We start from the raw sequence: 12,993 nt of genomic DNA, 5'->3' as shown, positions 1-12,993 counted from the left end.
TCTCAGGCGTCCTTGTCGGCCTTCAGCTTCCGCCACACCGTGCTCAGCGCCGCGAGGTCCTCCTCGTCGAGGAGATCGGTGAACACCGGGGCCAGGCAGGAGCGACGGGTGGCATCGGCCTCCTCGAAGACCCGGCGGCCCTCCGGGGTGAGGGACACCTCCACGGAGCGTGCGTCGCGTGCGGAGGGCGTGCGGGTGACCAGCCCGCGGGTCTGCAGCGCGTCGACCACACGGGAGACCTGGCTGCGGCTGAGCATGGTGCTGTTGCCGAGCACGGAGGCGGGGACCGGGTCCGCGCTGGAGGCGAGCCAGAGCATCACCTCGAACCAGGAGACGGGCAGGTCGTGGGCCTTGGTCAGGGCGCGGTCCACGCGTTCGGTGAGGACGGCTCCGGCCCAGACCAGCCCGTAGAAGGCGTGGTCGGCCACGGGCATCTCGGTCTGGGTGAGCTTCCTTTTCGCCATGCCGCAAGGCTACCGGTTGCGTGTGTGCGCACATAATGTCTATGGTGTGTGTACACGCACTTAAATTGCTCCGTCACACGGGGTCGAAAGGTTCGCCATGTCTTCCAAGGTTGTTCTGATCACCGGCACGTCCTCCGGCATCGGCCTGGCCGCCGCCGTCGCCGCGGCCCGGGCGGGCTGGCGGGTCGTGGCCACGCTGCGCGACACCGGCCGCGCCGACGCTCTGCGCGGGGCGGCCGCCGAAGCGGGGGTGGAGCTCGACGTGCGGCAGCTCGATGTCACCGACGAGGCCTCCGTCGCCGCCGCGATCGACGGGGTGATCGCGGATCACGGCCGCCTCGACGCCGTGATCAACAACGCGGGGGCCGGGCACCTCGGCACGCTGGAGAACGAGAGCGTCGCCGAGGTGCGCACGGTGATGGAGGTCAACTTCTTCGGGGTGCTTCATGTCTCGAAGGCGGCACTGCCGCACCTGCGTGCCTCCGGTGGCCGCCTGATCACCGTCACCAGCGTCGGCGGGGTCATCGGCCAGCCCTTCAACGAGGCCTACTGCGCGGCCAAGTTCGCCGTCGAGGGCTACATGGAGAGCCTGGCGCCGGTGGCGGCGCGGCTCGGGGTGGCGGTCTCCGTCGTCGAGCCCGGCGCCGTGGCGACCGAGTTCGTCAACAACATCGGGCTCGACCTGGCGGGCGAGGTCGCCGCCGCGGGCCCCTACGCCGACGCGCTGCAGGCCTATCTGGACCGCACCGTCGGGCAGTTCCTCGACGGCGCGCAGACCCCGGCCGAGGCCGCCGAGGCCGTGCTGGAGGCGCTCACCGCGGACCGGCCCGCGTTCCGTATCCAGACGTCGGACTGGGCGCGCGGCTTCACCGGTACCAAGCTCGCCGACCTGGACGGTTCGGCGGTGCTCGGCCTCACGGGTAACTGGGTGGGCTGATCCCGGCGCGGACGGGTCAGGGGGTCGACGCCGCCCGGATTCTCTTGCGAAGAGGGCCCGGGCGGAAAAAATCAATCTAAAGACATTCCCAGGGGTTCCCCATTTACGGTCGCCCAATTCGGCGGGGGAGTGGAATGGTCGGGGCGGCCGCCGTCGTCCGGACGTCGCCGGCTCGACCCGAATTGGTCTTGACCACTTGCCGCCCGGCGCGACGACGCCGCGGAAAAGCTGTGGGCAGCACCTATTCCTCTCGGCCCTTGCGGCCCGATGGGTGCGACGAAAAGAGCCACCGTGCTCGCGAATGAGTCCACGGAGTCGTGCGGTCGCTCAACTCCGCACGCATAATGCCTGGTTGGACCCCTGTGTGGCGGTGTGGGGCCGGGCTTCCGCCCACTTCAGGCGGCCGAGGTGACGGACGGGAGTCGGAGCGATACGGCGTGTTCCGGAATGAATTGACCGTTTCGATACCGTCCGGAACGCCTGTCGAGTGACGGGGCTTCGGAGAGTCAAATCACAGTACACTTCCATATCGTTGTTGCTTCGTTTCTTGACGGTAGGGCCGAAGATGACGTTCACTTCAGCCGTTCTGGGCCGGTCAGGAGGCCCCTTTGGAGGTACCGGGAATGAATGCAATAATGCGGCGTGCCCTCACCGGCGCAATGGCGATATCGCTTGCAGCGCCCTTGGCGGCGTGCGGGAACGATCACCAGGACACCGGTGCCGGCAAGGACTCCATCGGGTTGCTGCTGCCGGAGAGCAAAGCGGCCCGGTACGAGAAGTTCGACCGTCGCATCATTTCGTCGCGCATTGCTTCCCTCTGCCTCGAATGCAAAGTCGACTACCACAATGCCGAGCAGCAGGTCGACGCCCAGAAGAGCCAGTTCGAGGCCCTCGTGAAGAAGGGCGTCAAGGTCATCATCCTGGACCCGGTCGACGCCCAGGCAGCCAAGAGCTGGGTGGACTCGGCCGCCAAGAAGGGCGTCAAGGTCGTGGCGTACGACCGGCTCGCCGAGGGCGATGTCGCGGCCTATGTCTCGTACGACAACGAGAAGATCGGCCGCCTCCAGGGGAAGGGCATTCTCGCGGCCCTCGGTTCCCAGGCGGCCACGTCCGACGTCGTCATGATGAACGGCTCGCCGACCGACCCGAATGCGCCGTCCTACAAGAAGGGCGCGCACGAGGTCCTCGACGGCAAGGTCCGTAAGGTCGTCTTCGAGAAGGACATCCCCGACTGGTCCGCGGCGGCGGCCAAGAAGGAGATGGGCGACTTCATCGACGCCCATGGCCCGGAGGGATTCGACGCCGTCTACTCGGCCAACGACGGGATGGCGAGCGGTATCGCCGCGGCACTCAAGTCGGCCGGTATCAAGAATGTGCCGGTCGGTGGCCAGGACGCCGAACTCCCCGCGCTGCAGCGGCTGGTCGCCGGGACCCAGTCCTTCACCATTTACAAGGAAGTCCGGCCGGAGGCCGAAACCGCCGCGGAAATCGCCTTCCGTCTGCTGCGGGGCAAGAGCATCAAGCCCCTCACGTCGGCCACCGCCGACAACAAGAGCAAGTCCGGTATCCCGGCCCAGCTGTTCAAGGCGCAGATCGTCACCCCGAAGAATATGAAGGACACCGTCGTCCGCGACGGCGCCGTCCGGATCGATCTGCTGTGCGCCGGTCTCGCCGCCGAATGCAAGTCCCTCGACCTGGAGTGACCGCCCCGGTCAGGGGGAAGAACCGGCCGGCTGCCCGAGCCAGTCGTATGCGGCCCGCGCCGTGAATTCCCCCTGACCGCCCTTGAACAGCAGCCCGGCGCTCGCGAAAGCCGGGTCGTCGGCGGTCGCGGTCACATACGGAACGGCGATGCACCGCATTCCCGCCCGGTGTGCCGCGAGCGCACCGGGCGCCGCGTCCTCCAGCACCACACAGCGGACGGGTTCGACACCCAGCCGGTGTGCCGCCTCCAGGAACACATCCGGCTCGGGCTTGCCGTGCGCCACCTCCTCCGCGGACACCACGGTGGTCAGCAGCGCATCGAGCCCCGTACCGGACAGCACCGCCTCGATCGCGGCCCGCGACGAACCGGACGCCACGGCCATCGGATGCCCGGCCGCCGCCAGCCGCTCCACGAACGTGCGCATCTCGGGGAAGACCTCGGTGTGCGCCCGCGCCAGCTCCAGATAGGTGCGGTTCTTGCCGGCCAGCAGCTCCTCGAGCGGCGCGTCGATGCCGAACTCCCGGCTGAGGATCTCCAGCGTCTCGCGGGTGCCGATGCCGATGAAGCGGGCGTGGTGCTCCCAGCTGAAGTCCGGCACGCCGTACCCGGCCAGCAGCCGGCGCCCCGCCTCGTAGTAGTTCGGCTCGCTGTCCACCAGCGTGCCGTCGAGGTCGAAGATCACCGGAGCGGGTGGGGCGGACGTGACCCTGGAGGCGGCGGAGGTGCTCATGTCCCCCAGCATGCCAAGCGGCCGGCTCAGCGCGACCCGGCGCTGCCCACCGCCTCGACCAACGGCAGCATCCGGTGCGGCACCCGCTCGCGCAACGCCACCTCCGTACGGGTGCGGACCACGCCCGGCAGGCTGATCAGCCGCTGGATCACATCCTCCAGATGCTCCGCGTCCCGTGCCACCACCCGGGTCAGCAGGTCCCCGCCACCGGTCGTCGAGAACGCCTCGATGATCTGCGGGACCTCTGCCAGGGCGTCGGCCACCTCCTCCAGATGGCCCTGGGTGACCTCGATGTGCACGAAGGCGAGCACGGGGTGGCCGAGCGCGGCGGGGGACAGCCGGGGGCTGTAGGCGGTGATCACGCCGTCCCGTTCGAGGCGGTCGAGGCGCGCCTGCACGGTTCCCCGGGCGACACCGAGGAGGCGCGCGTACTCCCGCACACTGGTGCGCGGCTGCTCCAGCAGCAGCCGGAGGATCTTGGCATCGAGGGCATCCACGGCCATGGTGCTACGGCCTCCTCACGGGGACGACGGGCTTCCTGGGGAGTGGTGACTGTACCAATGGCTCAGTGAAGGTGGAATCGGGTGAGCCATCTGCCCTCCCGGACCGGCCGCACTCCGCGCCGCTCCCGAACCCACTGCCTCCGTCCTCCCGGCTTCCCGCCGTCGCCGGCCGCCGAGCTCCAGCGGCGCTGGAGAGGTACTGCAGTCCCGGGCGGAAGAGTGGGCCGCGGCCCGGTCGCCGTCCGTGGCGGCCGGCGTTCAGCGGAGGGAGCAGCCGTGTCGCAGGTGGTACGGACAACGGAACGTCAGGTCACCGGGGACCTCTACGCCGAGGTGCGGACCTTCTACGCGCGCCAGATGCGCCGCGTGGACGCCCTGGACATCGAGGGCTTCGCCGAGACCTTCACCGAGGACGGTGAAGTGCTGCACGCCAACGGCGAGGTGGCGAAGGGCCGGGAGGCCATGGTCGCCGGGATGCGCGCGGCGCTGCCCCGCTACCGCGACATCGCTGTACGGCACTGGTTCGACCACGTGCTGATCGAGCCCGCCGACGAACCGGGCGAGGAGCTGAGGGTGTCGTACTACTCCCTGGTCACCCGGACCGACCGGGCGGGCGTCGTCACCTTCGAACCGACCTTCACGGTCGAGGATGTGCTGGTGCGGCGGGAGGGACAGTTGCTGACGCGGTCGCGGGTGATCCACCGCGATGCCCCGGCCGCCGTCTGACGGCACGCCTCCGGGTACCACGCGGGCGCCGGCACGGCAGGCACCGAGGCGCGGTCCGGCGGTGCGCGGGCGATGAGGGCGGTGGGAGATCTCCCACCGCCCTCACGCGTGGTCCGCGGGCGGCCCGCTCGCTGCGGGAGCGGTCCTCAGGCGTGGCAGGCCGGGAGGTGCCCGAGGTAGGCGACCATCTCCTGGCAGGAGGCCGCGACGTCGATACGGGCGCCGGGCGCCAGACCCGTCGCCTCCGCGTGGGCGCGGTGCAGGTTGCCGACCAGCCGCTCGGGGTCCACCAGTCCGGCGAAGCGGCCCAGGTCGGTGGCGCGGGCGGTTTCCAGCGGGGTGCGCCCGGCCCGCAGGCCGTCCCGCGCCGACCGGGCCAGCCAGCGCAGATAGTCCTCCGTGGCGTCCAGCACCTCGGGACCGCCGACCGGGCCGTGGCCGGGGACGACGGTCCGCGGCCCCAGGGCGCGCAGCCGCTCCAGCGCGCGCAGGGAACCGGAGACCGAGCCCATCAGGACATAGGGCGTCACCTGCGACCACACCACGTCCCCGGTGAACAGCACCCGGTGTTCGGGCACCCAGACGACCACGTCGTTCGCGGTGTGGGCCGGGCCGACGTGGAGCAGTTCGATGCGCAGTTCACCGGCGCGCAGCGTCAGCCGCTCGGTGAACGTCAGGTCGGGAAGGGCGAGGGCGACCTCGCCCCAGTCGACGTCCGGCCACAGCCGGCACAGGCCGAGCCCCGACTCGGCCATGTCACTGCGGGTCCCCTCATGGGCGATGACGGTGGCGCGGGGGGTGAAGAGGGAGTTGCCGAAGACATGATCGCCATGGAAGTGGGTGTTGACCACGGTGTCCGGGCCGCCGGGCGCCACGCGCGCCACCTCGTCGCGCAGCCGCTCGGCCCTGGCGCGGGTCGCCACCGTGTCGACCAGGACGCACCGGCCGCCTCCTGTAATCACTCCGGCGTTGTTCAGACACCAGCCGCCGTCGGGCTGTTCGTAGACGAAGACGCCGTCGGCCAGCTCCCGCAGGGCGGGCGCCCCGGCCGACGGGCGCGGGGTGCGGGCCGCGGCGGAGCCGACCGCGGCGGTGGGGGTGTTCACGCGGTCTCCCCGGTGGCGGACAGCCGGGTGTAGCGGCCCTGGTGGAAGACCAGCGGCCGGGCCGCGTCGGGCGCGCGGTGCACGGCCACCACCCGGCCGATCAGCAGGACGTGGTCGCCGGCCTCGTACTCCGTCTCCAGCCGGCATTCGAAGGCGGCCACGGCGGACGGGACGACGGCGTTGCCGGTGGTGCCCTCGACCGCGCCGATGCGGGTCATCGCCCGCTGCCCCTCCGGACGGTCCGGCCGGGCGAACTCCGAGGACAGGTCGCGGTGCTGCTCGCCGAGCACGTTGACGGCGTAGCCGCCGCCGCGCCGGATCCTCGGCCGCATCCGGCCGTCCTTCTTCACGGACACCAGGATCAGCAGCGGGTCGAGGGAGACCGAGGCGAGGCTGTTGAGCGTCATCACGATCGTCCCGTCGCCGCTGCCCTGGGTCAGCAGGGTGACGCCGGTCGGGAAGGCTCCCATGGCCGCCCGGAACGTGGCGGTGTCGGGAGTGTCCAGCAGGGTGGTTCCGGGGTCGGTCATCGGTGGGGCTCCGTCTCTGTCGTCCGCGGCGGGGTGCCGGATCAGTAATTGCCGAGTCCGCCGCAGACGTTGAGCGCCTGCGCGGTGACCGAGGCGGCGGCGTCGGTGGTCAAGTAGCCCACCAGGCCGGCCACTTCCTCGGGGGTGACATAGCGGCCGGTCGGGATCCTGGCCTCGAACCTGTCCTGGACGTCCCGTTCCGAGATGCCGAAGTACTCGGCGTGGCCCTGGCGGACGCGCTGTGCCATCGGCGTCTCGACGAAACCGGGGCAGACCGCGTTGACGGTGATGCCGGTCTTGGCCAGCTCCAGGCCCACGGCCTTGCTGAAGCCGACCACGCCGTGCTTCGAGGCCGAGTACGGCGCCGCCAGCACCACACCCTGTTTGCCGCCCGTGGACGCGATGCTGACGATGCGGCCCCAGGTCCCGTCCTGCATCCGGCCGGTGGTCAGCACCTCGCGGGTGACCCGGAACACGCTGTTGAGGTTGGTGTCGATGACATCGAGCCAGGTCGCGTCGTCGATCTTCGCGGTCTCGCCGCCGCCGTTGCGGCCCGCGTTGTTCACGAGGATGTCGATGCGTCCGTAGGTGTCGACGGCCTGCCCGACCGCCGCGCGGATCTGCTCCGCCGAGGAGACGTCGCAGGTGGTCCCGGAGACCTCCAGACCCTCGGCGCGCAGCCGCTTGACGGTGCTGCGCACGTTCTCCTCGCCACGGGACACGCCGAACACGGCACTGCCCCGACGGGCCAGCAGCTCGGTGACGGCCAGGCCGATCCCGCTGGTGGCGCCGGTGACGAAGGCGACTCGTCGTGGTGCGTCAGTCATGGTGCTCTCCCGTTGTCGTGGCCGCGGACTGCCGACGGTGGCGGCGCGGCCTTGCGCGCTTCTCGACCGCCTCTGGAGCGCGGCGGGCGGCCGAGGGCCCAACGGGAGGCGCCGGGCGGCGGGTCGAGCGGGACTCGACGCGGTGTCGAGGCCGGCCGGTCAGCGTGCCGGTGCGCCCAGCCACGAAGGACACGAAGCACGAAGGAGGAGCCGTGCCCGAGCAGACACAGGCACCGACACCGCCGCAGACGATCCCGGACGTACGCAAGTCGGTGACGGTCGCGGCCACACCCGAGCACTGCTTCAAGGTGTTCACCGAGCGTCCCGCGGACTGGTGGCCGCCGTCGCACATCCTCGTCAAGAAGGAACGCGCCGGCCTCGCCTTCGAACCCGGCGTCGGCGGCCGCTACTACGAGTGGGACGTGGACGGCAACGAGATCGCCTGGGGCCGCGTCCTGGAGTGGGACCCGCCGCGCCGTCTCGTGATGACCTGGCGCATCGACGGGCACTGGCAGTCCATCCCGGACGACGAGCGGGCGAGCGAGATCGAGGTCGACTTCACGGCCGTCGACGCCCACACCACCAAGGTGGAGCTGGCACACGTCAAGCTGCACCGGCACGGTGAGGGTGCGCAGGGCATCTTCAAGGCACTCGACGGGCCGAGCCCGGGGGAGACGCTGGAGCGCTTCGCCCGAGCCATCTGAGCAGCCACGACCGGCCGGGACGCGGCGGCCGACGGCCCGCTTCCCCGGCCCGCCTCCCTCCCGTCCACCCACCGGCTCCCGCGGCGGTGCCCCGCCGCCGTGTGGCGCGCGGCGCGTCCACCACCCCAGGACACGCCGCGCCACCGCGCAGGGACGCCCGCACCCCGTACGCCCCTGCCTTCCGAGGCCCCGGACCCCAACGGCGTGGTCCGGGGCCTCGCCGGTTTCCCCGGCCCAGGCCAACGGGGCCCTTCGCCGGCCGCGTTCCAGACCCGGTGCAGCCGGCCTCTAGCCCGTCCCCGCACCCTGACCGGTCACCGCACCACAAGGCCCGCCATCACAGGAGGACATGAGGATGCCTGCCGAAACACAGCTGGACACCGGGCTCGTCCCGGCCGCGGAGAAGGTGCGCATCCTCGCGGCCGAGCACGCGGCCGAGGCGGACCGCACCGGAACGCTCTCTCCCGACGTCATCGACGCCCTGCGCGCCGCCGGCTTCGCCCGGCACTTCGTGGCCCGGTCCTGGGGCGGCACCGAGGGGACGTTCGCGGAGCTGACCCGCGCGGTCCTCACGCTCGGGGAGGCCTGCGCGGCGACCGCCTGGTGCGCCTCGCTCAGCGCCTACTCGGCCCGCTTCACCGGCCATCTGCCCGCCCCCGGCCACCAGGAGGTCTGGGGAACCGGCCCGGACCCGGTGATCGCCACCGCCCTGATGCCCGGCGGCCGCGCGGTGCCCGACGGCGACGGCTGGCGGCTCACCGGCCGTTGGGCGTACGTCAGCGGCATCGACTTCGCCGACCGGGTGCTGGTCTGTGCCACGGTGCCCGGCGGCCCGGACGGCGGCGACGGGCCGCCCCCGATGCGGTTCTTCGCCCTGCCGCGTGCGGTCTGCACCGTCGAGCGGACCTGGGACAACGTGGGGATGCGGGCCACCGGCAGCCACACCGTGTCGGTGGACGGGGTCGCCGTCCCCGGCCATCTGTCGTTCGACCGGGCCGACATGCTGGCCGGCCGCAGCCCCGACTCCGACGTGGCCGCCCACCACGTGCCGTTCCAGGCCGTCGGCGGACTGACCTTCATCGCGCCGGTCGTGGGAGCCGCCGCCGGCGCGCTGGCGGCGAGCGCGGCGACCATGAGCGGCCGGCGCCGCAACCCCACGAACGAACTGCTGCTGGTCCGCGCCTCGGGCCGGATCGACGCCGCACGCCACCTCGTCGAGGAGAACGCCGAGGTGCTCGACGAGCGCCGCTTCACGCCCGAGCACATGGCCCGCAACGAGCGCAACGCCACCTTCGCCGCCGAGCTGTGCACCGACGCCGTCGGCCTGCTGGTCCGTGCGGCGGGAACCGGCGGCCTGGGGGAGTCCTCACCGCTCCAGCGGCTGTGGCGGGACGTCACCTCGGCCGCCGGTCACATCGCGCTGCAGTACGACACGGCGGCCCGCAAGAACTACTCGGCGGTGCTGCTGGGGGCGGCCGGGGTCTGACCGGAGCGGGTCCGGGCGGCGGTGGATGCGGTGGATCCCCTCCTTCGGCGGGGATGGCCCGTCGCCCCGGCCCACTCGCCCGGGGCGCGCCACCACGGAGCTACGAGCGGGCCGTGTCCCGCGGCAGCCGTTCGCGCAGCGTGGCCGCGAACTCCTCCGCCCGCGCCAGCTGCGTACGCAGGTCCGCCACCCGCTGCTGGGCGGCCTGCTCGAAGGCACGGAGCTGCCCGAGCAGTTCCTCGCGCTCCCCGGCGGGCAGAGGCCCGCCGGAGTCGAGGCGGTCGACGGCAGCGAGCAGCTCGCGCATCTCCTCCAGGGTGAAGCCGAGCGGCTTCATGCGGCGGATCACCATCAGGCGGGCCACGTCCGTCTCGGTGTACAGACGGAATCCGCCCTGGGAGCGGGCCGAGGGGATGACCAGGCCGGTCTCCTCGTAGTGCCGGATGGTGCGCAGCGACAGCCCGGTCCGCGCGGCGACCTCGCCGATCTGCATGTGCTCGCCGCTCACGCGCCCGCCTTCCTCGCTCTCACCGCCCGCCCGGCGGCCGGCCCCGATCTCTACCGTAACGTTAGGGTAGAGTCGCTGGATGCCAGGGTCGGCCCGTGAGCCGGCCCTTTGCCTTGTGCGGGACGTCCTCCCGTACTCCTCTGCCGGGTCGGCCGCCCCGGCCTCCCGCCCCCTCTTGCGCGCCCCGGGTGACGGCGGGCGTGCCCGAGCACGACAGGTTCTCTCTTGTCCTCTTCCGCAGTCTCCCCTGCCGCCCGGCTGCGCGGCCTCAAGCCCGACTGGCTGTCCGATCCGAGGGTCTGGCGCACCGAGATCCTGGCCGGGCTCGTCGTCGCCCTGGCCCTGATACCCGAGGCGATCTCCTTCTCGATCATCGCCGGAGTCGACCCCGCGATCGGCCTGTTCGCGTCCTTCACGATGGCCGTGACCATCGCGATCGTCGGCGGCCGTCGCGCGATGATCTCCGCCGCCACCGGCGCCGTCGCCCTCGTGATCGCCCCGCTCAACCGTGAACACGGGCTGGGCTACCTGGTCGCGGCCGTCATCCTCGCCGGGGTGTTCCAGATCGTCCTGGGCGCGCTGGGGGTGGCCAAGCTGATGCGGTTCGTGCCCCGCTCGGTGATGGTCGGCTTCGTCAACGCCCTCGCCATTCTCGTCTTCCTCGCCCAGGTCCCCGAGATGACCGGCGTGCCCTGGCCCGTCTACCCGCTGATCGCGGGCGGCCTGGCCCTCATGGTGTTCTTCCCCAAGGTCACCAAAGTGGTCCCGGCGCCGCTGGTCTCCATCGTCGTCCTCACCGCGATCACCGTCGCCGCCGGCATCGCGGTGCCGACCGTCGGCGGCAAGGGCGAGCTGCCCTCCTCCCTGCCGGTGCCGGGCCTGCCCGACGTGCCCTTCACGACGGACACCCTGACGACGATCGCCCCGTACGCGCTCGCCATGGCGCTGGTCGGCCTGATGGAGTCCCTGATGACCGCCAAGCTCGTGGACGACATCACCGACACCCGCTCCTCCAAGACCCGCGAGTCCATCGGCCAGGGCATCGCCAACATCGTCACCGGCCTCTTCGGCGGCATGGGCGGCTGCGCCATGATCGGCCAGACCATGATCAACGTACGGGTCTCCGGCGCCCGCACCCGCCTGTCCACCTTCCTGGCGGGCGCGTTCCTGATGGTGCTGTGCATCGTCTTCGGGCCGGTCGTCTCCGACATCCCCATGGCAGCTCTCGTCGCCGTCATGGTCATGGTGTCCTTCGCGACCTTCGACTGGCACTCCATCGCCCCGGCGACTCTCCGGCGCATGCCCGCCGGAGAGCTCTCCGTCATGGTCGTCACCGTCGCGGTCGTGGTCGCCACCCACAACCTCGCCATCGGCGTCGCCGTCGGCACCCTCACCGCGATGGCCGTCTTCGCCAAGCGCGTCGCCCACCTGGTGAGCGTGACCTCGGTGACCGATCCGGACGGAGGCCAGGTGGTCTACTCCGTCACCGGCGAACTCTTCTTCGCCTCCGCCGACGACCTGGTCACCCGGTTCCATTACGCCACCGACCCCGACAAGGTCGTCATCGACCTGACCGCCGCCCACATCTGGGACGCGTCCTCCGTCGCCGTCCTCGACGCCATCGGGACCAAGTACGCCCAGCGCGGCAAGACCGTCGAGCTCATCGGCCTCAACCGGCCCAGCGCCCACCTCCACGAAAAGCTCAGCGGCGAACTCGCCGGCGGTCACTGAGCCTTCCGCCGCCCTCCGCGCACCAGGGCCCGAAGGCCCGCCGCTCACCCCGTCCCGTGCTTCAACGGCTTCCACCAGGCGGGGTTGTCCCGGTACCAGGCCACCGTCTCGGCCAGGCCCCGGGCGAAGGACACCGCGGGCGCATACCCCAGCTCACGGCGGATCTTGCCGTCGTCCAGCGCATAGCGCAGATCGTGGCCCTTGCGGTCGGGCACCGGGCGCACCAGGTGCGCCTCCGCATGGCACAGCTCCAGCAGCAGGTCGGTCATCTGCCGGTTGGAGCGCTCGTTGCCCTGGCCGATGTTGTAGACCTCGCCGGCCTTCCCACGGGTCAGCACGAGCTGGATCGCCCGGCAGTGGTCGTCGACGTGCAGCCACTCCCGTACGTTCCTGCCGTCCCCGTACAGCGGCACCGGCTCTCCCTGCAGCAAGTTCGTGACGAACCGGGGGATCAGCTTCTCGGGGTGCTGGTAGGGGCCGTAGTTGTTGGAGCACCGGGTGATCGACAGATCGAGACCGTGGGTGCGCCAGTACGAGCGGGCGACGAGATCGGCGGACGCCTTGGAGGCGGCGTAGGGGGAGTTGGGCAGCAGCGGGTGGTCCTCGGTCCAGGAGCCCTCGGCGATCGACCCGTAGACCTCGTCCGTGGAGATGTGCACGACCCGCGGTATGCGGGCGGCGACACAGGCGTCGAGCAGCGTCTGGGTGCCGCCGACGTTGGTGCGCACGAACGCGCCGGCATCGGTCAGGGAGCGGTCGACATGGGACTCCGCGGCGAAGTGGACCACCGCGTCGTGGCCCGGGAGCAGGTCGAGGAGCAGGCCCCGGTCGCAGACGTCCCCTTCGAGGAAGGTCAGCCTCGGGTGGGCCGCCGGGAGGTTCGCCCGGTTGCCCGCGTAGGTGAGCTTGTCCAGGACGGTCACCGCGGTGTTCTCCTGGCCCGGGAAGCCGCCGGCCAGGAGGGTGCGGACGTAGTGGGAGCCGATGAATCCGGCTCCGCCGGTCACCAGGACGTTCATCTGCCGGCCTCCGCCGG

The 12,993-nt window shown here is 71.4% G+C and carries 14 protein-coding genes; 6 read left to right on the top strand and 8 right to left on the bottom strand.

Annotated elements, in window-relative coordinates; all coding sequences use genetic code 11:
• Positions 1-2: 2 nt before the first annotated feature.
• Positions 3-464 carry a MarR family winged helix-turn-helix transcriptional regulator gene (locus tag Scani_RS12940; protein WP_159474104.1) on the bottom strand — a complete coding sequence of 154 codons (462 nt, stop codon included), beginning with the start codon at positions 462-464 and terminating at the stop codon, positions 3-5.
• A 97-nt stretch (positions 465-561) separates the two neighbouring features.
• Here Scani_RS12940 and Scani_RS12935 point away from each other — a divergent pair, with 97 nt between their 5' ends.
• Positions 562-1,401 carry an SDR family oxidoreductase gene (locus tag Scani_RS12935; protein WP_159474102.1) on the top strand — a complete coding sequence of 280 codons (840 nt, stop codon included), beginning with the start codon at positions 562-564 and terminating at the stop codon, positions 1,399-1,401.
• Positions 1,402-2,024: 623 nt separating this feature from the next.
• Complete coding sequence (locus Scani_RS12930) at positions 2,025-3,104, top strand: sugar ABC transporter substrate-binding protein (RefSeq protein ID WP_159474099.1); 1,080 nt, start codon at positions 2,025-2,027, stop codon at positions 3,102-3,104.
• A gap of 9 nt (positions 3,105-3,113) precedes the next feature.
• Here Scani_RS12930 and Scani_RS12925 read toward each other — a convergent pair whose 3' ends face one another.
• Together Scani_RS12925 and Scani_RS12920 are read right to left on the bottom strand one after the other, a co-directional pair.
• The gene (locus tag Scani_RS12925) at positions 3,114-3,836 is read right to left on the bottom strand and encodes an HAD family hydrolase (protein ID WP_159474097.1); all 723 of its coding nucleotides are present in this window, start codon (positions 3,834-3,836) and stop codon (positions 3,114-3,116) included.
• 26 nt (positions 3,837-3,862) lie between these two features.
• Positions 3,863-4,339 carry an Lrp/AsnC family transcriptional regulator gene (locus Scani_RS12920; protein ID WP_159474095.1) on the bottom strand — a complete coding sequence of 159 codons (477 nt, stop codon included), beginning with the start codon at positions 4,337-4,339 and terminating at the stop codon, positions 3,863-3,865.
• Positions 4,340-4,615: 276 nt separating this feature from the next.
• Between Scani_RS12920 and Scani_RS12915 the strand changes: the two genes are divergently transcribed.
• Positions 4,616-5,065 carry a nuclear transport factor 2 family protein gene (locus Scani_RS12915; protein WP_246295741.1) on the top strand — a complete coding sequence of 150 codons (450 nt, stop codon included), beginning with the start codon at positions 4,616-4,618 and terminating at the stop codon, positions 5,063-5,065.
• A 146-nt stretch (positions 5,066-5,211) separates the two neighbouring features.
• Here Scani_RS12915 and Scani_RS12910 read toward each other — a convergent pair whose 3' ends face one another.
• Genes Scani_RS12910 through Scani_RS12900 form a run of 3 tightly spaced genes read right to left on the bottom strand, consistent with a single transcriptional unit; the run spans position 5,212 to position 7,528 of the window.
• Positions 5,212-6,171: an MBL fold metallo-hydrolase gene (locus tag Scani_RS12910; RefSeq protein WP_371872341.1), complete on the bottom strand. Its 960-nt coding sequence runs from the start codon at positions 6,169-6,171 to the stop codon at positions 5,212-5,214.
• Positions 6,168-6,701 (bottom strand): flavin reductase family protein, encoded by a 534-nt coding sequence (locus Scani_RS40350; protein WP_159474090.1) that lies wholly within the window; start codon positions 6,699-6,701, stop codon positions 6,168-6,170. Before Scani_RS40350 ends, Scani_RS12910 begins: the two co-directional genes overlap by 4 nt.
• A gap of 41 nt (positions 6,702-6,742) precedes the next feature.
• Positions 6,743-7,528, bottom strand: coding sequence for an SDR family NAD(P)-dependent oxidoreductase (locus Scani_RS12900; protein WP_159474088.1), 786 nt, complete (start codon positions 7,526-7,528; stop codon positions 6,743-6,745).
• Between the two features lie 212 nt (positions 7,529-7,740).
• Between Scani_RS12900 and Scani_RS12895 the strand changes: the two genes are divergently transcribed.
• Both Scani_RS12895 and Scani_RS12890 read left to right on the top strand, forming a co-directional pair.
• Positions 7,741-8,232, top strand: a complete 492-nt coding sequence (locus Scani_RS12895; RefSeq protein WP_218039179.1) for an SRPBCC family protein — start codon at positions 7,741-7,743, stop codon at positions 8,230-8,232.
• Positions 8,233-8,587: 355 nt separating this feature from the next.
• Positions 8,588-9,718 carry an acyl-CoA dehydrogenase family protein gene (locus Scani_RS12890; RefSeq protein WP_159474085.1) on the top strand — a complete coding sequence of 377 codons (1,131 nt, stop codon included), beginning with the start codon at positions 8,588-8,590 and terminating at the stop codon, positions 9,716-9,718.
• Between the two features lie 100 nt (positions 9,719-9,818).
• Here the strand turns inward: Scani_RS12890 and Scani_RS12885 are convergent, their stop codons facing one another.
• Complete coding sequence (locus tag Scani_RS12885; protein ID WP_246295740.1) at positions 9,819-10,226, bottom strand: MerR family transcriptional regulator; 408 nt, start codon at positions 10,224-10,226, stop codon at positions 9,819-9,821.
• 225 nt (positions 10,227-10,451) lie between these two features.
• Between Scani_RS12885 and Scani_RS12880 the strand changes: the two genes are divergently transcribed.
• On the top strand, positions 10,452-11,957 hold the full coding sequence (locus Scani_RS12880; protein ID WP_159474082.1) for a SulP family inorganic anion transporter: 1,506 nt from the start codon (positions 10,452-10,454) through the stop codon (positions 11,955-11,957).
• 44 nt (positions 11,958-12,001) lie between these two features.
• Here the strand turns inward: Scani_RS12880 and rfbB are convergent, their stop codons facing one another.
• Positions 12,002-12,976, bottom strand: a complete 975-nt coding sequence (rfbB, locus tag Scani_RS12875; protein ID WP_159474079.1) for a dTDP-glucose 4,6-dehydratase — start codon at positions 12,974-12,976, stop codon at positions 12,002-12,004.
• Positions 12,977-12,993 lie beyond the last annotated feature (17 nt).

It is taken from the genome of Streptomyces caniferus, assembly GCF_009811555.1.
GTDB lineage: Bacteria > Actinomycetota > Actinomycetes > Streptomycetales > Streptomycetaceae > Streptomyces > Streptomyces caniferus.
The sequence above is the reverse complement of the archived record's forward strand: the minus strand, read 5'-3'. Positions and strand labels throughout refer to the sequence as shown.

What these genes read in the sequence shown, in the direction of transcription:
- Scani_RS12900 (WP_159474088.1), bottom strand. Translation starts at nt 7,528, where the DNA reads ATGACTGACGCACCACGACGAGTCGCCTTCGTCACCGGCGCCACCAGC.
- rfbB (WP_159474079.1), bottom strand. Translation starts at nt 12,976, where the DNA reads ATGAACGTCCTGGTGACCGGCGGAGCCGGATTCATCGGCTCCCACTAC.
- Scani_RS12940 (WP_159474104.1), bottom strand. Translation starts at nt 464, where the DNA reads ATGGCGAAAAGGAAGCTCACCCAGACCGAGATGCCCGTGGCCGACCAC.
- Scani_RS40350 (WP_159474090.1), bottom strand. Translation starts at nt 6,701, where the DNA reads ATGACCGACCCCGGAACCACCCTGCTGGACACTCCCGACACCGCCACG.
- Scani_RS12935 (WP_159474102.1), top strand. Translation starts at nt 562, where the DNA reads ATGTCTTCCAAGGTTGTTCTGATCACCGGCACGTCCTCCGGCATCGGC.
- Scani_RS12930 (WP_159474099.1), top strand. Translation starts at nt 2,025, where the DNA reads ATGAATGCAATAATGCGGCGTGCCCTCACCGGCGCAATGGCGATATCG.
- Scani_RS12925 (WP_159474097.1), bottom strand. Translation starts at nt 3,836, where the DNA reads ATGAGCACCTCCGCCGCCTCCAGGGTCACGTCCGCCCCACCCGCTCCG.
- Scani_RS12920 (WP_159474095.1), bottom strand. Translation starts at nt 4,339, where the DNA reads ATGGCCGTGGATGCCCTCGATGCCAAGATCCTCCGGCTGCTGCTGGAG.
- Scani_RS12890 (WP_159474085.1), top strand. Translation starts at nt 8,588, where the DNA reads ATGCCTGCCGAAACACAGCTGGACACCGGGCTCGTCCCGGCCGCGGAG.